The sequence below is a fragment of the Halioglobus sp. HI00S01 genome (genome assembly GCF_001635445.1).
In the GTDB taxonomy this organism is placed as follows: Bacteria; Pseudomonadota; Gammaproteobacteria; order Pseudomonadales; family Halieaceae; genus Halioglobus; species Halioglobus japonicus.
Genome location: NZ_LWEE01000163.1, coordinates 58727 through 80009, shown reverse-complemented (window position 1 = coordinate 80009; position 21283 = coordinate 58727). Strand labels below are relative to the sequence as shown.

Sequence of the window (21283 nt, the reverse complement as noted above, 5' to 3'; positions counted from 1 at the left end):
ACGTCTCCTGCTTAAGTAATTCTCAGCCCTTTGCCTGCGACTTCGTCGTTGGCTGGGCAATCCAATAAATCAGTTCAATCACCGCCAGCACCTGAAGAAAGCTCCACAAGGCTGCCGCGGTTCCGGCGAAAGCAGCCGTCATGCCACACAGCACTGCCAGTGCGGTATAGATCACAAACCTTTCACCCCATTTGTTCATTTGCCTGTTCCCTACGTTAAATGGCGATTTTTTGTATTACGGAGCAGGTATTACAGAATCCGTGCCAGAATTCGTATCTCTCTGTTTTTATTGAATTTAATATATTTAGCGATCATTCCAACACTCTAAATAAGGCTATTTTGACCTTTTTATAGGGTTCTATTTACCTATTTATTGGGTATATTTAACCTATGCAAAGACCTCAGGAAAGTATGATTGGCAATTCAGCAGCCCTCGCGGCCGCCCTGGACCGCGTATCGGTACTCGCACCAATCAATCGGCCGGTGCTGGTCATCGGCGAGCGCGGCACCGGTAAAGAGCTGGCTGCAGACCGCTTGCACTTCCTATCCACCCGCTGGGACGCCCCGCTGCTAAAAACCAACTGCGCAGCCATCGCTGATGCGCTGCTGGAGTCCGAACTGTTTGGACATGAACCCGGCGCCTTTACCGGTGCCACCAAAACCCACCGGGGCCGCTTTGAACGCACCGACGGCGGCACCCTTTTTCTCGATGAACTGGGTACCATGTCACTGCGCCTGCAGGAAAAGCTCCTGCGCCTGGTGGAGTACGGTGAGTTTGAGCGCCTCGGTGGCCAGCAAACCCTGCGGGTCGACGTTCGCGTTGTCGCGGCTACCAATGCCGACCTTCCTGCCATGGCCGAGCGAGGGGAGTTTCGGGCAGACCTGCTGGACCGACTGAGCTTCGACGTCGTGCACCTGCCCGCCCTGCGCCATCGCCGCGAGGACATTGCGGAACTGGCAGAGCATTTTGCTTTTGGTATGAGTGCCGAGCTGGGCTGGGAGCTTTTTCCCGGTTTTTCCGAAGCGGCCATGCAGCAACTACTGGCGCACCAATGGCCAGGCAACGTGCGCGAACTCAAGAACGTCGTTGAACGCTCACTATACCGCTGGGGCAATCCCGACGAAGCCATCGGCGAAGTCGTGATTGACCCCTTCCGGTCGCCCTATCAGAACGCGGATTCGGAGACACCTGAAGCAACCGCGCCCGCAACATCAAGTGAAGACGATCAGGACTTTAGCGCACGCATGGATGCTATCGAACGCGACCTCCTAACCAAAGCGCTTGCAGACAACGAGGGCAATCAACGCCGCACAGCCGAGGCGCTGGGCCTGAGCTACGACCAACTGCGCGGCATGGTGCGCAAGCACAAACTGGGTGGCACACGGCGGAGAAGCCGCTAGGATACACACACCAACCCAAGGACATGCCATGAACGCCTACTCTCTCGCCGTGCTCAGTGCCGGGACGTTTTTTCTCACTGCCCTGCTCTGTGGCGTCTGGAAGTATGTGCAGATGGTCGACAGTGAAACGGGGCAGGCTCACTTCTATGTCGACACAGCGCACCGCGCTTCGCTCATGTATGCGTTTGCCTGCGTCCTGATCGCCGCATTCGTCAATATCAGCCAGCTTGGCGCCACCCTCGAACTGGTGGCGACGGCGTTACTGGTGATCTATTTTGGCATCGCCATTCTCACGTACATTCTGCAGGGTTTTAAAGCCGAAACTGACAATCAGGTGCATCGCGCATCAGGCGCAGTACGTGTGTTTATGTGGACATTGATTGGCGCTGAGATCGGCGGCTTTCTGATCCTCTTCTATGGTGTGATCACCGCCCTGCTCTAGCGACGATTATAGATTACCTGCAGCTACTTGAAGACCTGTTTGTCGCCATCCCACGCCAGGGACCCGGCAGCCCGGAAGTGCTCAATCGTGCACTTGCACTGTGTGACTTCGACCCTGAACAAGCGCTGCAGGTAGCCGATATTGGCTGCGGCACCGGCACATCCACTCTGGCGCTGGCACGGGCACTGAATGCAGACATTACCGCCGTGGACTTCCTACCGCGATTTCTGGCCCGACTGGAGTTGCATGCCCAAGAGGCCGGACTGGAGAAACGCATACAAACCGTATGTGGCTCCATGGACGCGCTGCCCTTTGCCGACAACAGCCTCAACCTGATCTTTTCTAAGGGCGCAATTTACGACATCGGCTTTGCCAGCGGCGTTAACAACTGGCGACGCTTCCTCAAACCCGGCGGCTTATTGGTCGTATCAGAAATTACCTGGTGTCATGCCAATCCACCGGCGACACTGCGCGAGCACTTGGAGCAGGCCTATCCCGAGGTTGGCACCGCAAGCAGCAAAATTCAGGTATTGGAAAATGCCGGCTACAGCCCTATTGCACACTTTCTGCTTCCGCAAACGGCATGGACAGAGCACTATTACGCGCCTCTCGCTGAGCAGTTTGCGCCATTTCTGGCGCGTCACCCGGGCAATGAAGACGCGCAGAGCATCGTCGCTGACAATCAGGCGGAGATCGCCATGCACAACGAATACAGTACCGATTTCACCTATGGCATGTATATCGCTCGCAAACTCTAGCCTCGCACATCTATCGCTAGGGCTCAGCGAACGGTGGAGAAACCCTCGTCCCAAGCATAGGCGCGATAACAGGATTTCAGGCCTGCACCACATTCAGAGGGGTGAATTCGCAACAGCAAGACCGGCACCGACTGCGTGTCCACCAATTGCCAACCCCGGGCTAGAANCCGATAAACCGTGTTGTCCACCACCACCCACAAAGTGGTACCGCCGGTACCACCCCACATAGACGCGGCGGAGGTACAGGAGAAGTGCAAGGCATCGATGAAGGTCGCTTCATCATCTCCCAGCGCAAAGCGCTGCACCGCCTTCTCCCCGACACTGAACTGCCCCTGTTGAAAGCCGATACAGTCGGCCGCCGCACTCTCGAGCACAGTATCGGGCGTACCGTCGTACTCCACCTGCGCTATCGCATTTGCCGCAAAGCATACAGTGGCGGCTAATGAATAAATCCAACGTTTCATAGAGTCATGTCCTCATAGGGTGATTCGAGATCAAGGCTGACCTCGTATCCACCCACCACGATGCGGGAGCCATCCAGTTCAACATCACCATCCTGCAACACCCCGTGATCGAAACGATATACGGGATCAATGGTGCCGTTCGTCATACCCGCATCATAGCCCTGCTGGGTTTCACGCACCACCTCGTTAGCCGCCTCGTAGGCCTGCCATTGCGCCTTGGAATAGCGGGCCTTGAGCATATTGCGAACGGTGCTGGGACTGAGCATGGTCGCCGAGGCGTTGTTACCGCCGAAGCCTTTGGAGTTGATCACTGCATAGGCCGCCTCGGAAGCGTCGAACTCGCGATGCGCCCGACTGAAAACGAGATGGTCCTGCGCAACATCGTCGGCAATGCCATCAATGGTGTTAATGCCCGGGATAATGCCGTGATGCCACATGCCGAGTGTCGATGTGACCTGGTCACCGGAGGCGGCGCCGAGAGAGTGGCCCAGGTAACTCTTAAGAGCCGCAACAGGCCATTGCTCAATGCCAAAGGCCTCAGCTACGCGCGAGAGAATTTCAGACTCACTGGTGCGGTTCTGCGGCGTGCCGGTGCCGTGAGCCTGCACAATGCCGCCGGTGCGTAGTGCGTTCTCACCGACAATTGCCCGGGCCGCAGCCGTCGCTTTTGCCATGGTAATGTAGTTACCCACACCAGGGCCGGAGATCGACTTCTTGTAGCCATCCGCGTTGACGAAGACATCGGTGGCGGCACCGAACACAGTGGCACCCAACTCCATTGCCAGCTCATCGTCGAACAGCACAATCATCTGCGCAGATTCGGCAATGGTAAAGCCACAGTTTTCAGCAAACGGCCGACACGCGCGGCGATGATCGGGAGCGGCGTCCGAAGCCAGACCATCCAGCGCGCGCAGTTCTTTGTCCGTCGCCAGCGCGCCCATCGCGGCATAGCCTTCCATCACCTCGGCATTAATCGGTGCTTCGGCAGAACCAATAAATGCCACTCGCGCGCGACCGGCGCGAATATCGGCAATCCCCATACGCATGTTGTACAGGAATGACGCACAGGCGCCGAGGGTCGCCCCGGTGGCACCCATGGTGCCGAGGATATAGGCATTAATAAAATCCGAGGGCATTTCGGCGAGGCTTAAGGGGCAGTATTTGGAGGTGACGCGTTTACCATTGTAGCGGGCTTTGAGCATACCGCCGGCGCCGGCACTGTCGAGCTGCCCCATGGCACTGCCAGCATACACGCTGATCTGGTCAGCGGGCACCTTGCGCTGCAAATCCTCCCAGTTGAGGCCGAGGTTACCTAGCGCGTCAGAGGCTGCGCACACGGTCATCTGCAGGCCACGGGGATGGCTGCGCGAGGGGTACAGCGTTCCCGGCTCATAGCCCGTGGGCAACTGGCCGGCCGCCTTTACCTCAAAATCCCGCGCGGTGGGCAATAGGAATTCCTGGTGACCGCGGATATTCACATTCACGTGAGTGACAGACGTGGGCGTTACTTTCCAGCTGGGCGGAATGGCGTCGGGCAGATGGCGGGTTTCAATATCGAAGTTCACCGGATGACCGTTGCTCTCGGTGGGAAACCGCTGGTTCCACAACACGGCATCAACGTCGAAATGCTGGCCCTCGATCTTGCGGATGAGGGTGTGATCGAGAATGTACTGTTCATTGCCCGCAGCACCGTCCAGGGCCATCATACTGGCCAGCGAGGCCAGCGTGCCCTGTTGAGTCTGCTCTGGCAGGGCTTCATAAGCCATGCGAGCGACGCCGTGATGTCCGGATGCTCTCCCAGCACCATTGATACCACCAAAGCTGACAATCACGGGCAACCGCTGTTTCGACATTCCTGTTATTCCTCTCTACTGCGATGAGTTGTTATCGGACAGTGTAGGGAGCACACAGACTAGCAGATATCGCATATCTGCCACATAATATGTGCTTTCGGCACACAGAAGACGCTCATGTATCGTATTGCCGCACTGCTATACCCACAGGCCCTGGCTACCAGTATCACCCTGCCCCTGGAAATTTTGCAGGCCGCTGCGCAACTGGCCCGGGTGGAATCCAGGCAATCTTTCGCGGTAACTTCGGTACTGGCCGCACCCGACCTGCGCCCGGTGTCACTGCTAGGCGGACTGACCCTGGCGCCGGACATTCGCTATGATGAGCTGAGCGACCTGGACCTGCTCATCATTCCGGCGATCTGGCGCAACCCGCAACCCATTGTGGCCGCCGCCCGCCCATGGCTACCGCAGTTGCGCGACCTGGCCCAGGCCGGCACCCGTCTGTGTGCCGTTGGCACCGGCGCCTGCATGCTGGCCGAAGCGGGTTTGCTCGACGGCCGCCCGGCCACCACACACTGGAACTACCGCCAGGAGTTCGCCCGCCGCTATCCCAAGGTGGCGTTCAAGAGCCGCCACCTGATCACGCAAAGCGACAATATCTTCTGCGTGGGCAGCGTGAACTCCATCGCCGACCTGGCCGTCCACCTGATTGAACAGTGGTACGGTGAAGGCATTGCCCGGGCGGTGGAAAGCCAGTTCTCACCAGAGATCCGCCGTCCGTTTCGCGCTGCGGCATATCAGACCGGCTCAGACAGCAGTCACCACGACGAACTGGTGGCCGAGGCCCAGGACATGATTCGCAGCCAGCTGAGCAATCCGCCAAGGCTTGCCGACATCGCCGCGCAACTGGGCATCAGCGAGCGCAGCCTCAACCGGCGTTTTCATCAGGCCAGCGGCAGCAGCCCCCGGGAGTGGGTTCAGAACCTGCGTATCAGCCGTGCCCGTGAACTCCTCAGACACAGCAACCTGCCGGCTAACGAGGTGGCTTGGCAAGTCGGTATCAACGACGCCAGCCACTTTGGAGCACTGTTCAAACGCAGGGTAGGCATGACCCCGGCAAAGTACCGCGAGGCCGTACGGGGCAAGCTTTTCACCCCGGGTGTGCCTTGAGTAAAACGGGCGCTTGTGGCTAAATTAGCGCCCTTTTCCCAGCCATCCCGGCCCAGCGCCAATGGATCCAGATATGTCTGAAGAAACAGTAGTCATCGTCGACGGTGCCCGCACGCCCATGGGCGGCCTACAGGGCAGCCTCAGCAGCGTACCCGCGCCCGAACTGGCCAGCACCGCCGTGCGCGCTGCCCTCGCCAAAAGCGGCATTGGCGGCGACGCGGTAGATGAGGTGTTCATGGGCTGCGTACTGCCCGCTGGGCTCAAGCAGTGCCCTGCCCGTCAGGCAGCAATTGGCGCAGACATTCCAGTATCGGCCGGCGCCGTGACCGTGAACAAGGCCTGCGGCAGCGGCATGCAGGCCGCTATCTTCGGCTACGACAGTATTCTGGCCGGCACCAACAGCGTGGTGGTTGCTGGCGGCATGGAGAGCATGTCGAATGCACCGCACATGTTGCCCACCGGCAGCCGCGGCGGCCTGCGCACCGGCCATACCCAGCTGTTCGACCATATGTTTCTCGACGGCCTCGAAGACGCTTATACCGGACGTGCCATGGGTAGCTTTGCCCAGGAGACTGCCGATGAACGCGGCATCACCCGAGAGCAAATGGATGCCTTCGCCGTGGAATCCCTCAGCCGCGCCAAGGCGGCTATTGACGACGGTTCCCTCAAAGCAGAAATCGCACCGGTGACGGTACAGTCCCGCCGCGGCGAAACCGTGGTGGAAGACGACGAGCAACCGCACAAGGCGGCTGTCGACAAGATCCCCAACCTGCGTCCCGCCTTTGCCAAAGACGGCACCATCACTGCGGCCAACGCCAGCTCTATTTCCGATGGCGCCAGCGCCTTGGTAATGATGTCTGCAGCTGTCGCCGGGGAGCGTGGCCTCCAGCCCCTGGCCCGAATGGTCGCCCATGCACGCCACAGCCAGGCACCCGGTGAATTTACCATTGCACCCATCGGCGCTATCCAGAAGCTGCTGCAAAAAACGGGTTGGTCCGTCGAAGATGTAGATCTCTTTGAGATCAACGAGGCGTTTGCCATGGTCACCATGCTCGCCATGGAAGACCTAGGTCTGGATCACGCCAAGGTCAACATCCACGGCGGTGCCTGCGCCCAGGGCCACCCCATTGGCTCAACCGGTGCGCGCATTCTGGTGAGCCTGATGTACGCTCTGAAAAAACTCGGCAAAAAACGCGGCGTTGCCGCTCTGTGTATTGGCGGCGGCGAAGCTACCGCTGTCGCCATTGAATTGATTGAGGAATAAGCATGGCCCTTTCCAGCGTACCTGACATTCTGGACGACATCCGCGCCGGCAAGATGGTCATCCTGATGGATGACGAAGATCGCGAAAATGAAGGCGACCTGATTATCGCCGCCGAGGCAGCAACCCCGGAGATGATTACGTTCTTCTCCAGCGAAGCCTGTGGACTCATCTGCATGCCGATTACCGAAGAACGCGCGCGTCAGCTGCAACTGCCACTCATGGTGCGGGACAATCGCTCCCAGCACGAAACCAACTTCACGGTATCCATCGACGCGGCCGAGAAAAAAGGCCCCGGCATCAGTTCCGTGCAACGTGCGCACACCGCCCTGACAGCAGTAGCTCCCGGTGCCAAGCCCATGGACATTATCCAACCCGGGCATATCTTCCCGCTGGTCGCCAAGCCAGGCGGTGTACTGCGCCGTGCGGGCCACACCGAAGCCGGTGTAGACCTCGCCCGCATGGCAGGCTTCGAGCCCGCTGCACTGATTGTCGAAATCATGAACGAAGACGGCACCATGGCCCGCCGCCCGGAACTTGAGGTATTCGCCGAGAAACACGGCCTGAAAATGGGCACGATTGCCGACCTCATCGAATACCGCGCCCTGCACGAGCAGTCTATCGAGCTGCGTAACACCAAAACCATCACGACAGAGTTTGGCGAATTCGAGCTGCACACCTTCCTCGACCTGATCGACGACACCGTGCACTACGCCCTCACCTGCGGAGAGATCAGCGAAGACGCCGAGGTGCCGGTGCGGGTACAAACGGTGAACACCCTGCGTGACGTACTCGGCACCACCATCGCCGACAGCAGGCCCGGGTGGTCTTACCGTCGAGCTATGGCGCATGTGGCTAAAGCCGGCTGCGGTGTTGTAGTTCTCATTGGCCAGGAACAGAACCCCGAGCAGGCACTGGCTGAGGTTGTGCAGTTCCCGGAGCCGCCCAGCGTAACCGGCCCTGCCGATACCAGCGGCCAGCAGAACTATCGCGTCATCGGTACCGGCTCACAAATCCTCAAGCGCCTGGGTGTCGGCAAAATGAAACTGCTGTCGGCCCCGGTGCATTTTAACGCCCTCTCCGGCTTTAACCTTGAGGTTACCGACTTCGTTGAGCCCGAATAATTTGCGGCGACGGGAAAGGCGCTCTATCGGCACCTTTATCTAATGCTGCAAACAGCTACAAAAAAGGCCTACTGACACTCAGTAGGCCTTTTTTGTGAGGATCCAAACCAGTCTGTGAAACGTGCATCTTCATCACGTAGCTACAGCCGCTGAATTTTGAGAGAGAAACTCAGACAATATCGGGGCGCTAATCAGTCGTAGGTACTTCAGGCAAGCAACCGTACTTTATCGGCAATGGATTTTGGGCGCCTAATGCCGAACCTGGCGAGGACACCTTGGTTCATATTCTCATCGAGCCACTGCAGTGCAAAGTCTGGAATACTCAAAAGGTCTCGTTCATCCCTTATCCCGTAATCATCATCAGCTTCAATATCTTCGCAGATAGAAAATCCTGCCCTTTCCTCGAACGCCCGGATACCGCTTTCTTTAGCCGTGCTGAGTTCTTGAAACAGTGAGCTATGAAATTTCAGCGGATTTCCAGTCAATTCAGATAAACGTGCCACTACTGCCAGATCTTCTTGCTGCGGGTGTGGGTATTGTTTTTTGTACGCGTAAAGCAATTGCACAGCCGGCAGGGACAGGCTGGTATTATCTCTACCAGCATTTTCATAGCTAAACTTCTCCCCGACTTCGCCCATGAAATGTTGGACCACATCGCCATCGGGAAAATCGTCACGCTGGTATCGGTATACACGTACTCTTTCTTCGCCAAAGACTTTATCCAGCATCCGCACACGACCGGCATAACCAAGTGGATAACGGTCGGTCAATCGAGTCATCCGCCTTTTGAGTCGCTCTTGAAAAGCACTCTCTAGACGCGATTTCATGGGTCTGAAATAGACTAGAACATCAATCTCAGAAAAGTGTTCTCGGAAGTATCCATGCACGTGTGCAAGTTCTGGTTTCATTAACGTAGAGAGACTCTGCAGACAAAATTGCATCTCTTCCATTTAGCTTGGCAAGCTGATCAGAGAGCTCTTTTTTTGCCAGCTGCTGAATTTCATCCAGCTTTCGATCTGACAAATTGTCATGCTTATACATGGGGAGCGCCCCAAGATCGTGCGAAAATGCACCGAGCATCCAAAGCGACGAGTTAGGTATTTTTCTGTGGAGGTATTCTGCCGAAAGAGCGCCTTGGTTTCGGTGCAAATAATTTTGAATTGCTGACGTTCCGGTTTTATGAGTTCCTACGTGAAGAGCGAGCCTGTTTCCTGGCAATTTCTACATTCCTGTATATCGATTCTGTAATGGAGATCCGCTTAATAAAAAGGCAGAAAGTGTAGACAAAGGTATCACAGATGCATGGTGCTCGTCCCAGCGGGAAGCCGGGCATGCTACCTGATTGAAATAGATGAACCAGCAATGTCTCGGCTTGGAAAGAGATAATCACATTCTCTAGATTACCTCGCTACCGCGCCCAGCCCCGCCGGCCAACAGAACTACCGCGTCATCGGCACGGGTTCCCAAATCCTCAAGAGCCTGGGTGTCGGCAAAATGAAACTGCTGTCGGCCCCGGTGCATTTTAACGCCCTCTCCGGCTTTAACCTTGAGGTTACCGAGACCTGTGCCGCGTCCGATCAAAGGTCGCTAGAAGGCAGGAATTAGGCGATAGACGAAATCCAACAATATTCCTTTGATATTGTTGCCTCAATCTTATGCTCGCCTGACCTTCAGAGATACCCTTAACAGACTTGACGGATCGCCAAACAGTGAATTTTTGATTACTGCGATAATTTCAAGACTGGGCGGCAAACTGAACAGCATGTCATAACTTACCCTCTGTCATTTTCTCGTCAACGGGCTCGCTCGCGAAAACGCTTCCTGAATCAAATCCAGGTCGCATAAGTCGTTCACGCCGTCTTGGCCGTCTCCTGCTCGACCCGGGCAGCCTCAGAGAATGAACGCTTCTGCCGAGTTCGAAAAACCCGCTCTGTGCTGAGTGATAAATATGCTGCCCACGAGCGGCCATTGTAATAATGTCGTTGGGGCGATTACATGTAGAGCTATCAGAGCATCACCGCTATTCATATGGTGGCGCAACCGCCGACAGTTCCAAGGCTAGCTGAGCATGGTCATGAGAGAGTTCCTTCATTGCTGAAATGTCTTCTTTCGTGACTGCATCGCCCGGCAAATCAAAGCCAATCTAGATTTCACATCTCTTCACGAAGTGGCGCTACCGTAGCATCGTCTGGACAAGTGAGACGAAATCTGCCTGGCCGGTTGAATTGGTACGAGCATACACCTCACGCGCGTGTGACTTTACTGTGTCGCGACTTACACAAAGAACGTCCGCAACTTCGTTATACGTGACTCCTAATGCAAGAACTTTCGCGACACGTGCTTGAGATTTGGTGAGGCCAAACACTTGTGTTAGCTGTTCCTCCGCAGGAACGTTACGATCACTCAGGTTCCTGGCCAGCACTAAAGCCCTCGAAGAAAACTCTCCATTGCTAGCCGCGCGCATCTCCGGCGGCTGGTAGCTCTTGACTTGTACCTGGACAACCCCACCTTGACGGTTTCTGAGTAAAGTAGTTTGGAGCACTGACTTGCTCGAAGATGACGTCACTTTGTGAACCATTTCGGCAATCACATTCTCTAGCTGCGCCTTTGCAAGAATCTTCTTCCCACGTTCAAGCTGTTGGGTAAACTGACCCAACAGGCTAAGAGCTTTGGAATTAGCGTAATCTACCGAACAGTTAGAGTCGCAGATCAAAAGACCAATGTCCTGGTCAGAAAGCGCCTGAGAAGACATGTCACGTTGCTCAATGCACTTGTAAAGATGTTGATAAAGTTTCATCGCGCGCCCAAGATGGCGCAAAGTGTACTCCAGTAGCAGATGCTGATCTCGACTGTGTTCTCGGACTGAAGACTTCGAGTTTACGGCCAACACCCCTGCTGTAGTTTCCTCAAGTAAGAAAAATCCAACACTGGTAACTGGCAAGTCAAACTGATGCCAGAAATTTTGATAAAACTCCGTTTCCAAAAGTTCATCATGACTCACCAATTCAATGCCATCATAGATGACCCCGGGAGGCCGGATCAGTGCGGCATTAAACCACGGGTCCAACACGTTATACGTTTCGATATATTGGGTTTGTTGATCGTCTGTAAGCGCAGTCGACACACGTACGGAGCTCACTTGCTCGACGAGATCGATATAACCAAGGTTAACGGACCCAACATTTAGAATTTCTTGCAGGTCCTCGCAAACCGCTTTCCATGCAGGCGGGTTGGCTGCTGCTTCGTAAAAGCTTTCCGTAAGCCGAACAAGTTCAGCATCGGATACTAGCGGTGAAATTGTCGAATTCTTACCTTCCATGTGCAAAAAATTCTTTAACCAAACCGTCGTATAAAACTAGCACGACTTGTTTGTACATTCTAGCCAGCGAGCGGTCACCAGAAAGTCGCAACTATCAAACTGGCTTGTGGGGGCACCATTTTGGTGCTTTTACCATGTGCGAATTTCACCCTATAGGGTGATGCTCTACGACAAAGCCTGATCCAACCTTTTGGTGCGTTTCCCGGAAAAGGTGTAAAGAACCATGCCGCAGTTTAGTTTTAATCCACTCGGCCGTTGCTAGCTCAGATGACTAGTCGAGGTAGGTAGGTATGAAATGGTCCTTGAGCTTGATCGCCTCGCTTGTTATCAGCGGACAAATTTTCGGCGGCAAAAATCCGACCGGTGAGGCCGCGGCTACCGTCGGGGCATTTATGCCAACCGTAGGGAACACTGGCGGCGATGGTGGCGGAGATGGCAATTTGATCGGTGGTGATCTTTTCCGCGGATATAACACTGCGTACTACTACTGCGATGCCGCTTATGGGAAGACAATCACGGTCTCGTACGCATTAGCGGCACCAGCCTGGTTCAATAACGAATACGAACTCAGCGACAGCAGCGGGCGGCCACTGTGCACGCTCTTCAAGAGTGCGGGTGAGTCTATACTCTTCCGGATTGTCCGTAACAGCCAGTCGCCCCCAAACAACACCTGCCTGACACCTCGCTTCCTAGGCGCGCAAGCCTCCGACATCTCGCTTACTTTCAGGTCGACGCTTGATGAGCGCATTGATCCCTATACTGGAGATTATGTGCCTGATTTCTCAAATGCGCAGCGCTTTGGTGATGCGTTCGTCAGAGAGGGTCGCGCGATCAAGGCGCTCGTAGGCCAGGCATGGTCCGTCACGGTAAACCGCTCTGGTGGATACATTCTCGGGCTTGAAGTTGGGGTCTGCCCCTGAACAGTAAGGTGCGCTCTTGCCGCCACGAAGCGGGGGGTTTTATTTGGTGGTAAACCACTAAGTGATTTCCCGGCATCAGAGGAATTATTGGTTGTCTGGAACACCTGACTCTATTAATGAGAACTGCTTTGAGTTAACTGGCCATGTGAAACCGATCACTACCACTCCAAACTCAATCGCTGCAGGAATTAGGCGAAAGCGGTCATTTGGGATCAGGCCGGGTAATGTCCGCTTTGTGGACGAAAGCGGACGTTTACGAAACTATATCAAGAGACCGCAATTAGGCGAAAGCGGACTGCGATTAGTCAAGGTGAATGATCTCAGAGGCCATCGCTTTAAGTTTACTAATTTAGTTTCCTTCCGCGCCCGGGCCTAACGGCTGCCCAAAGCTAAACTCTACGAAATTGCCATCTGGATCTCGTATTCCGCAATAGTAGCCTACTGGATATGGCTCCTCCCGTGGCTCCCACTCCAAGATACCATCTGATCGAGCCATATCTGCGATAGTATCGACAGCCTCTTTACTGTCCACAGCAAAACCAAGATGAGAGTAATCTGCAGGGGCCTGCTCCCGGCCGGGGCCACCGGGGATAAGTACGACAATAAATTCTTTTTCCCTCCCAGCCTGAGCCAACCAGACGACCCGCTTCCCCTGGTTAACTCGATTATGAGTCAACTGCATTTGCGCATATGACGTATAAAAAGCAACACACGCTTCAAGGTCACGAACGTGCAAAGCAAGATGAGTAAACGAAACTAACATGAAAAATTTTCTCCGCTAGTCAGAAAAAGCTCCTTCAAACAATGTTAGCGCAAAAGTCCGTTTCTAGGCGAAAGCGGTCGTTCGGGATCGAAGGGTTGAAGCCACAGCCCCAAAGCTGACACTGGATTCCGGCCTTCAAAGGAATGACGGGAAGGGGACGCTTAGCTGACCCTGGAATCCGTGTTACTTGTATGGGAGATACCGACCCCGACAGGGCTTTAGCTTGGCCTCATCAGCTTGGATACTTTTCCCGCTGCAGTTTCCAGTCGACAAAGTGCTTAATCTGAGCCCAGGCTTCCTCCGCTTCGGGTATTCCAGAATCCAACAGACCGTGCCAGCCGTGTATCATTTCCGGCCAGCTTTCCAGGGTAACTTTCACTCCCGCCAGCGTTGCACGCTCGGCTAGTCGCAGTGCGCCTTTTGCCATGGTGTCGTATTCGCCGACCTGTAGGAACAGATGGGGTAGTCCTTCAAGATTCGCGTTGCAAACTGAGACACGGCCATCGTCGAGCTCTATTTTGCCCGCGGTGAAATCGAGCCCACGATTTTTCACCCACTCCGGCGTAAGAAACGGATCCCTTCCAGAGGATCTGGTCGTTACATTCAAATCGAACCACCCTGTCAGCGACACAAAGCATGCCGGCATCGGAAGCCCCTCATCTCGAGCCCTTAATAGTGCGCTCACTGCCAAGCCCCCGCCGCAAGACTCACCCAGAACAACAATCTTGCCAGGGGAAACACCGATCTCCAGCAATCCTCGATAGGCATTAAAGCAATCCATGGGAGCGGCGGGATACGGATGTTCCGGTGCCAGGCGGTAATCAGGCATAACCACCGGCATATCCAATGCCCTTGCTATGAGACCGCCGTAAAAGTGGTACACATCCAATGGGCAAGATACGTAGGCGCCACCGTGGTAGTGAAGTGCGACACAAGCGTGGTCGGAGTGGCGATTATATTCGTACCAGCCGGCTCTGATACCACCCACTTCTTTGACGTCAATCCGCAGGTCACTGTCCGTTGGGTGATTATGAAAAGGCGCCATGGTGTTTCGAACTGACTGAAAATCGGCATTGGGGTCTGCGAAATTTTCCGGGATGAGGTCGATGATTGCCTCGAGATTATCGCTCGCCATTCTGGGTTCCAGTTCCGATTGTGTAGATTGCGTCGCCCGTTGGCTGCATCGCAACTCAACCTCAATGTAGCAGTTCCCTATCGAGATAGCCTGGTGTGAATTTTCCCTGGCAACACTTTGTTCCTACAAAAAGGCCTCCTGAATCACATCCAGGAGGCCTCGTTGGTTTATGCTCCCCACCCCTCGCGAGGCGGCCAATGATTACTCAGCGATCGTCTCTCGCCCTATTTCCTGCTCGTCGCGGGCAGCGTCACAGAACGGCATATCGATCCAGCCGCCTTCGCTGTACAGGCGTGTGGCGTCGGCGTAGTGATCGGACGCGGGGTCAGTGGACTGCGAGTAAGTCAGAATGGCATAGGCATCCGGGCACTCGGTCTCATCCCAGGTAATAGCCTGGATGTAGCTATTGCCGTGGGTAATATTGGAGTAGCCTTCGCCATCGATAAGGTCAGAGGTAATCACGCTGAACATCATGCGCGAAGAGCCGCCATGAATACCGATGCGCTCGCCGTTCTTTTCGTCGAACTGCACCTCACCCCAGGGGGCATCAAGCGCAATGCCTGCGTCCAGCAGCGCGTCTACGCCACCACCAAGCGCGACACGAACAGCGTCAACCACTACCGGATCGAGGTTAAGCACAGCAGGCGTGGTCACGGGCATGGTCACATCAAAAGGCACACTCCAGAGGTTTTCAATGTCGCGTGCGCGCTGCCAGAATTCCCAGAAGATATGGCCGCCAACGCTGTCGAGTCGGTGTGCACCGTCCCAGTTGCGCAGTATCGTACAGGCCTCTGTCATGGCAGCGGGATTGGCGCTATACATGGCCCAGTCTGCGGTTTCGTCACAGACATCGGCGAGATCACTCTGCACCAGCTGCGCGACGTAGTTGTCTGCCTGATAGGAGATCGCCCGGACATTATCGATATTGAACAAGGGATCAGCACCGTGGTTATCCCCGCCTGCCAGACGCGCTTCAGCGAGCGAGAACGTGTGCCGGGTACGCATGCTTTGCTCAATATTCTCATCGCCAATCACGGGCGAGAAGCCGGTGAGCAATTGGCGTGGATTGGACAGCCAGTAGCTGTCGTTGGCATTGGCGCCGTATTCGCGCGTTTCGAGCTTCGGCAGGTTGTCGTAACCAAACACGCCTTCGGGCGTATCGGGATCGTTGCCCCACTCGCAACTGGAATCAGAGCCCTCCAGTGTGGTAAAACCAAAGTCGGTCAGCAGCGCCTGCAGCGTTCCGCGAATACAGCTGCCGTATTGAGCTACAGAGACGTTGGGCACCACAGAAATATCGCCGTAGAACGCGTTGCCATCACGGTCAGCCGCAATCGTATTCACCCAGGGAATACCAATACTGCGCAGAGCGTCGGTAAACTCGCCCATGTTCTCGGCCTTACCCATTTGCACCCACTGGTCGAAACCGCGCAGATTTTCCAGATTCGCATCGCGATAGGTCAGCAGCGTACCGGCGGCATTGGGCCAGCCAGCCAGAAGCGGTGAGACAGAGCCCAGGTCGACAATCGGGCCGTAGTGAGAGAAGTAGAACGTGTAATCCACCTCGGCGCCGCTGCCATCAATGGCCGTAACCGAGCGTGAGGTAATTTCGCGCATCTCGCCGTCGTACTCGTACTGCATGGGGTTGTCTGGATTGAGCGACAGTTCGAAGAAGGTGAAGCGGTCGCCGGTGCTTACCGTATGTGACCAGGCGACGTTTTCGTTAAAACCAATCACCGGTGCAGGCAGGCCACCGAGGGCCGCGCCCATCACGTCGTATTCGTCCGCAATGGTCAGGTGAAACATAAAGAAGCGCAGGTTGCCCTGCCAGGGAAAGTGCGGGTTACCAAACAGAATGCCGGATTCTGTCTGCGAGGCATCGGCGCCGATGCCATACGCATTACTGCCAATTTCCCATCCCTCAGGCACGCCAAGCGCAGCGGTTACCGTCGCCTTGTCCAGCCCGGCGAACAGTTCGGCCTGTTCAGACTGCGCCATCGGCGCCACGGCAGCCATACCCTGGGGTGGCGTCACAGCGGTACTGAAATCGGCCAGCGGGCCACTGGAGCCACGCAAGATCGCCTTGTGAGCGAGTCGTACCACATCGCGATAATCCACTTCGCGCACCCAATCGGCGCCGCGACAGCCTTCTTCGCCTTCCGCCAGGTTGTCGACACCGGTCTCGCTCAGGTAGCGGTTGACGCCGGCGGCATAGCCCTCCATCGCGGCTTGCAGGTCGTCAGACAAAGTCCCGAAGATGCGGTCGATAGTCTCATCGTCGTTGTACAGTTTGTAGACCAAGTCGTCATTGAGGTTTCCCTCGTCGCCCAGATAGCGGGCGGACTCGCCGTTGGCGCGCACATACTCACGCATCAGGGTACAGAAATTTTCTTTGCCGTAGGTGTAACCTACGCCATAACCGCCACTGCCCCAGTCGTCGGCCACGACATGGGGAATGCCGTATTCAGTCCAGATAATGTCTGTCTCGTAGGTGTATTCAGGCTCCGGGGGATCGACCGGCGGGTCAACGGGCGTGTTATTGCGGTCGGAGGAATCGCTACAGGCGACAATTACGCTGCAGGCCAATGCAGCCAGTGGCAGGCGCAACTTGCGGGGTAGTTCAGTGCTCAAGTGAGGTACCTATTAGAATTGTTAATGAAACAACCGTAACAGTTTACCGATCGGCCAGTCCCTTGCACAGCCGCACCTATAAATAATGGCCAGTGAATTCTGGCCACCAACCAGTCAAAAGTGGTCAGCCCTTCAATTCGCGAAAATTGGGCGGCCGCTTTTCCATGAAGGCGGTAATGGCTTCGATATTCTCGGGCGAACCGGCCTGCCGGGCCATGCCCTCTTTCTCTGCTTCAATGGCAGTGTGGATCGCAGGCATATGGTGCATGCGCAGGCTGCGCTTGATCTCGCGCAGCGAATTCACCGGCCACTGGGCGATCTCCCGCGCCTGCGCAAGGGCGTGATCGAAGAGTTCTGACTCCGGCAGCACCCGAGCCACAACACCCAGTTCCAGAGCTCGCTCAGCTTCCATCCAGGCCGCCGTGTAAAACAGTTCCGCTGCCCGTTGCGGGCCAATATTGGCCGGCAACATATAGCTGCTTGCCCACTCCGGCACCAGCCCCAGGCTGGCGAACGGTAGGCGCAGACGGAAGGACTCGGCTGCGTACACCATGTCAGCGTGAAACAGCACGGTGGCACCACCACCGACGGCGGCGCCCTGCACTGCCGCTACTAGCGGCTTATCGAATTCAGCCACCGCCAAAGCTGCTGCATCAAACAGCGCCTGAGCATCGACACCCGCCTCACCGAAGCTGGAGAGGTCAACGCCGGAGCAGAAATTGGCGCCGGCGCCGCACAGCAGCACACAGACCACGTCGTCGTCATTGGCGGCATTGCGGAAGGTCGACTCGATCGCCAACCACATATCGTTGTCGATGGCGTTCTTACGCTCCGGACGATTCAGGGTGACAACCAGCACCCCGTCACGATTCTCGACAAGCAGTTTATCGCTCATAGTTGTCCTTATTGATGAAAATTGACGGCCGTCGCCAGATCGGCCCGATCCGTTTGACAGCCATTTGCCGGCGCATCGGCCACAGGCCTGCCGAATGAAATACCGAACACGAGTTTGTCGGTTTCAGGCACGCCCAATACTTCCCGTACAAAGTTGGCCTGGAAGCTCAAAGCAGTCTGCGGGCAGCTGCCAAGGCCGTGCGAGGTCAGCGTGAGCATCAACGTCTGCGCGTACATGCCCAGGTCCGCCGCTTCGCGCAAACCGAAGGGTTCGGGCAGAAACAGGAATGCCACGTGGGGGGCATCGAAAAACGTGAAGTTGCGCATGAACTGGGTGTGGCGCCCGGCCTTGTCTTCACGGGTAACACCCACAGCATCGTAGAGGGCCACAGCGGCGCCGTGCTGGCGCTCCTTGTAGACACCGTCGTACATGCCGTCATAGGGAAAGTCCATGCTGATGTCCCCGCCCATAAAGCGCTCCGGAATTTCAGTACGGAGTTTTTCCAGCACCGCACCCGAGGCCACATGCACGTTCCAGGGCTGAGTATTGCAGTTGCTCGGCGCGCGCTGGGCAACGTTAAAAATGCGCTCCAACAGCGCCGGCTCAATGGGCTCCGGCTCAAAGGCACGCAGGGAGCGCCGCCCTTCGACTACCGCCTGGAAAATATCACTGCTGTCTGACATCGGTCTGGAATCCGTCTTGAGTTGGGCGCGCCATTATCGCGGCAAGATCAGGTGCCGGTAAACTCCGCGGGGCGTTTTTCCTTGAACGCGCGCATACCTTCCTTTGCATCGTTGGAGGCAAACACAGGCCCTGCGAGGGCATCCGAGGCCACCATGGCATCGTCTTCGCTCATACACTCCTGGTGCTCACGCAATGACTGCACCACGGCCTTGACCGCCAGCGGTCCGTTGGCACAGATCTTGGCTGCGTATTCCTTGGCGGCATCCAATGTGGTGCCCTTCGGAACAATCTTGTTAATCAGGCCGTTATCCAATGCCTGCTGTGCAGACACGTGCTCACCGCAGAGCAGAATCTCGGCGGCCAGGCAGTAGGGAATCTGGCGGCGCAGGCGCACGGTGGAGCCGGACATGGGATACAGGCCCCGCGCCACTTCTGTCACACCGAACACCGCATCCTCAGCACCGACCCGAATATCCGTGCCCTGCAGAATCTCAGTGCCGCCGGCGAGCGCGTAGCCCTCAACGGCGAGGATAATCGGTTTGTTGGGGCGATTGTCACGCAACAGCGCCTGCCAGTGCACATTGGGCACTTCACCCATGAGCGTCATAAACTCTTCGGTAGCCCCGTGATCGCCATCCGCACCGGCTTTGAGGTCCATGCCCGCACAGAAGGTATCGCCATTGGCGGTCAGAATCGCACAGCGAAGACTGTCGTCTTCATCCAGCAGGCGCCAGGCTTTGTACATACCCAGCAGCATCTGCGGGCTGAAGGCGTTTTTCGCCTCCGGGCGATTCAGCGTCACGATCAGGACGTTGCCCTCCTGCTCAACAATGCAGTTCTCAGTGCTTATATCCAGTTCAGCCATGTTACTTCCTCAATGTTGTCAGGCTTGGTGGAAATCGCCGGACAGGGCAATTTCCAGAGCTTTGGGGTACGCGGGCTTGCCGCTTGGGGCGCGCGGGACTTCGTCCACTATGTGTAGCTCGCGAGGCACCTTGTAGCCTGCAATGTGTTCTCGGGCCGCCTCCTGCACCTCGGCAAGCGACACCGCTGCATCGCCGCGCAACGCCACCACAGCGGTTACTTTGCTGCCAAAGCGCTCATCCGGCGTGGCGACCACCAGGCAGTCGAAAATGGCAGGATTGGCTTTCAGCGCCTGCTCCACCTCTTCGGGGAAGATTTTCTCGCCGCCGCTGTTAATGCAGTTTGAGCCGCGACCGTACACAGTGATTGTGTCGTCTTCTTCAAGTCGCGCCTCGTCACCGAGTAACAACCAGGGGTTGCCGTCTACCTCAACAATCGTGCGCGCGGTTTTCTCCGGGTCGTTGTAGTAGCCCACCGGGATATGCCCGGCGCGCGCAAAGATACCCATTTCACCGTGCTGCACATGACGATGCGGCTCGCCTTCCACATCGGTAATTACGGACATGAACTCGCTCTTGGTGACATTACCAAGACCCTGCCCTTTCTTGCCACCGCCATCCATGCCCATGTTTCCGGACTCTGAGGAACCGAACGAGTTGGTAATGAATACGTTGGGGAAATGCGTCTTGAAGGCTTCCTGCTTGCTCTCGGAGAACACAGCGCCACCGGAGCCCACACTAAATATCGAGCTCAGGTCCCAGCGCTCGGGATTCGCCTCAAGGGCATCGAGCAGCGGCACGGCCATGGCATCACCGACAATTGAGATCGCGTTGACCTTCTCTCGAGCCACGATGTCCCAGACTTCTTCGCCCACCAGCGAGCGATACGGGCTGAGCACGACGGTGTTACCGGCCAGCATCTGGATACAGGCATACCACCAGCATGCGCCGTGCATGAGCGGCGCCAGGGCCATACCAACAATCGGAAAATCACCGATACGATCGACGATTTGTTCGGGCTGGCTGATCGCGCCATCGGGGTGGAACCAGCCACCGCCGCCCATGGCGGCAAAGAACACGGCTTTGTGTGGCCACATGACGCCCTTGGGCATACCGGTGGTGCCGCCGGTGTAGAGAATGAACAGGTCGTCGTCGGCACGCTCACCGAAGTCGCGGTTGTCAGATTGCCCCGCCAGGCTGGCCTCGTATTCCAGCGAGCCGATAGCATCGACATCGGCACCGCTGTCATCCACCACATGCACAAACGTTTTCAGATCGGGAGCCGCGTTGCGAATCTCCGCAATGTGAGGTGAGAACTCCTGATTGTGAATACAGGCAACCATGTCCGCGTTGTCAAAGATGTACAGCAGCTCATCCTTGACGTAGCGATAATTCACATTGATCGGCACCGCCCTGATCTTGAAGCAGGCAAGCATACCCTCGAGATACTCGTTGCAGTTGTAGAGATAGAGCCCAACATGGTCGCCCGCGCCCACCCCATTGGCAGCCAGGTAGTGCGCCAGCTGATTGGCTCGTTGGTCGAGCTCAGCAAAGGTCGCCCGCTGGTCACCGCACACCAGGGCATCGCGCCCCGGCACTTTATCGGCCACCATCTCGTACATATCGGCGATATTAAAATGTTTATTCATGCCTGCTACTC

18 protein-coding genes and 1 pseudogene are annotated in these 21283 nt (G+C 56.3%); 8 read left to right on the top strand and 11 right to left on the bottom strand.

All coding sequences use genetic code 11. From position 1 onward, the window contains the following. Positions 1-22: 22 nt before the first annotated feature. Positions 23-199 (bottom strand): hypothetical protein, encoded by a 177-nt coding sequence (locus tag A3709_RS23375; RefSeq protein ID WP_156507793.1) that lies wholly within the window; start codon positions 197-199, stop codon positions 23-25. 212 nt (positions 200-411) lie between these two features. Here A3709_RS23375 and pspF point away from each other — a divergent pair, with 212 nt between their 5' ends. The 3 genes from pspF to A3709_RS15405 all read left to right on the top strand — a co-directional run bounded on the left by pspF (position 412) and on the right by A3709_RS15405 (position 2601). Beyond that, positions 412-1401: a phage shock protein operon transcriptional activator gene (pspF, locus tag A3709_RS15415; RefSeq protein ID WP_231871206.1), complete on the top strand. Its 990-nt coding sequence runs from the start codon at positions 412-414 to the stop codon at positions 1399-1401. Positions 1402-1429: 28 nt separating this feature from the next. After that, on the top strand, positions 1430-1843 hold the full coding sequence (locus tag A3709_RS15410) for a hypothetical protein (RefSeq protein ID WP_066056465.1): 414 nt from the start codon (positions 1430-1432) through the stop codon (positions 1841-1843). A 77-nt stretch (positions 1844-1920) separates the two neighbouring features. After that, the gene (locus A3709_RS15405; protein WP_197484233.1) at positions 1921-2601 is read left to right on the top strand and encodes a class I SAM-dependent methyltransferase; all 681 of its coding nucleotides are present in this window, start codon (positions 1921-1923) and stop codon (positions 2599-2601) included. A gap of 460 nt (positions 2602-3061) precedes the next feature. Here the strand turns inward: A3709_RS15405 and A3709_RS15395 are convergent, their stop codons facing one another. Beyond that, complete coding sequence (locus A3709_RS15395; protein ID WP_066056456.1) at positions 3062-4918, bottom strand: beta-ketoacyl synthase; 1857 nt, start codon at positions 4916-4918, stop codon at positions 3062-3064. A 117-nt stretch (positions 4919-5035) separates the two neighbouring features. On the opposite strand from A3709_RS15395, the gene A3709_RS15390 reads away from it, so the two are divergent. From A3709_RS15390 to ribB, 3 genes are all read left to right on the top strand, one after another. Then, positions 5036-6028 (top strand): GlxA family transcriptional regulator, encoded by a 993-nt coding sequence (locus A3709_RS15390; RefSeq protein ID WP_066056454.1) that lies wholly within the window; start codon positions 5036-5038, stop codon positions 6026-6028. Between the two features lie 73 nt (positions 6029-6101). Further along, a complete protein-coding gene (locus A3709_RS15385; RefSeq protein WP_066056450.1) occupies positions 6102-7292 on the top strand; it encodes an acetyl-CoA C-acyltransferase in 1191 nt (396 codons plus the stop codon). 2 nt (positions 7293-7294) lie between these two features. Continuing rightward, entirely contained in the window at positions 7295-8413 is a 1119-nt protein-coding gene (gene ribB, locus A3709_RS15380; RefSeq protein ID WP_066056447.1) for a 3,4-dihydroxy-2-butanone-4-phosphate synthase, read from the top strand. 206 nt (positions 8414-8619) lie between these two features. On the opposite strand, the gene A3709_RS15375 is transcribed toward ribB, so the two are convergent. Then, positions 8620-9183 (bottom strand): hypothetical protein, encoded by a 564-nt coding sequence (locus A3709_RS15375; RefSeq protein WP_156507792.1) that lies wholly within the window; start codon positions 9181-9183, stop codon positions 8620-8622. A gap of 643 nt (positions 9184-9826) precedes the next feature. Between A3709_RS15375 and A3709_RS22710 the strand changes: the two are divergent. Continuing rightward, positions 9827-10018 (top strand): annotated as a pseudogene (locus A3709_RS22710) (hypothetical protein); the annotation flags it as partial. A 568-nt stretch (positions 10019-10586) separates the two neighbouring features. Here the strand turns inward: A3709_RS22710 and A3709_RS15370 are convergent. Next, positions 10587-11732 carry a LuxR C-terminal-related transcriptional regulator gene (locus A3709_RS15370; protein WP_066056441.1) on the bottom strand — a complete coding sequence of 382 codons (1146 nt, stop codon included), beginning with the start codon at positions 11730-11732 and terminating at the stop codon, positions 10587-10589. A 290-nt stretch (positions 11733-12022) separates the two neighbouring features. Between A3709_RS15370 and A3709_RS15365 the strand changes: the two genes are divergently transcribed. Then, positions 12023-12652, top strand: coding sequence for a hypothetical protein (locus tag A3709_RS15365; protein WP_066056438.1), 630 nt, complete (start codon positions 12023-12025; stop codon positions 12650-12652). Between the two features lie 349 nt (positions 12653-13001). On the opposite strand, the gene A3709_RS15360 is transcribed toward A3709_RS15365, so the two are convergent. The 7 genes from A3709_RS15360 to A3709_RS15330 form a co-directional block, all read right to left on the bottom strand. Continuing rightward, entirely contained in the window at positions 13002-13415 is a 414-nt protein-coding gene (locus A3709_RS15360) for a VOC family protein (RefSeq protein WP_066056435.1), read from the bottom strand. 232 nt (positions 13416-13647) lie between these two features. Further along, on the bottom strand, positions 13648-14550 hold the full coding sequence (locus A3709_RS15355) for an alpha/beta hydrolase (RefSeq protein WP_066056430.1): 903 nt from the start codon (positions 14548-14550) through the stop codon (positions 13648-13650). A gap of 201 nt (positions 14551-14751) precedes the next feature. After that, positions 14752-17181, bottom strand: coding sequence for a penicillin acylase family protein (locus A3709_RS15350; protein ID WP_066056427.1), 2430 nt, complete (start codon positions 17179-17181; stop codon positions 14752-14754). A 124-nt stretch (positions 17182-17305) separates the two neighbouring features. Further along, positions 17306-18076, bottom strand: a complete 771-nt coding sequence (locus A3709_RS15345; protein ID WP_066056424.1) for an enoyl-CoA hydratase-related protein — start codon at positions 18074-18076, stop codon at positions 17306-17308. 8 nt (positions 18077-18084) lie between these two features. Further along, positions 18085-18759, bottom strand: a complete 675-nt coding sequence (locus A3709_RS15340; RefSeq protein WP_066056421.1) for a nitroreductase — start codon at positions 18757-18759, stop codon at positions 18085-18087. 47 nt (positions 18760-18806) lie between these two features. After that, the gene (locus A3709_RS15335) at positions 18807-19625 is read right to left on the bottom strand and encodes a crotonase/enoyl-CoA hydratase family protein (protein WP_066056418.1); all 819 of its coding nucleotides are present in this window, start codon (positions 19623-19625) and stop codon (positions 18807-18809) included. Positions 19626-19643: 18 nt separating this feature from the next. After that, positions 19644-21272, bottom strand: a complete 1629-nt coding sequence (locus A3709_RS15330) for an acyl-CoA synthetase (protein ID WP_066056415.1) — start codon at positions 21270-21272, stop codon at positions 19644-19646. Positions 21273-21283 lie beyond the last annotated feature (11 nt).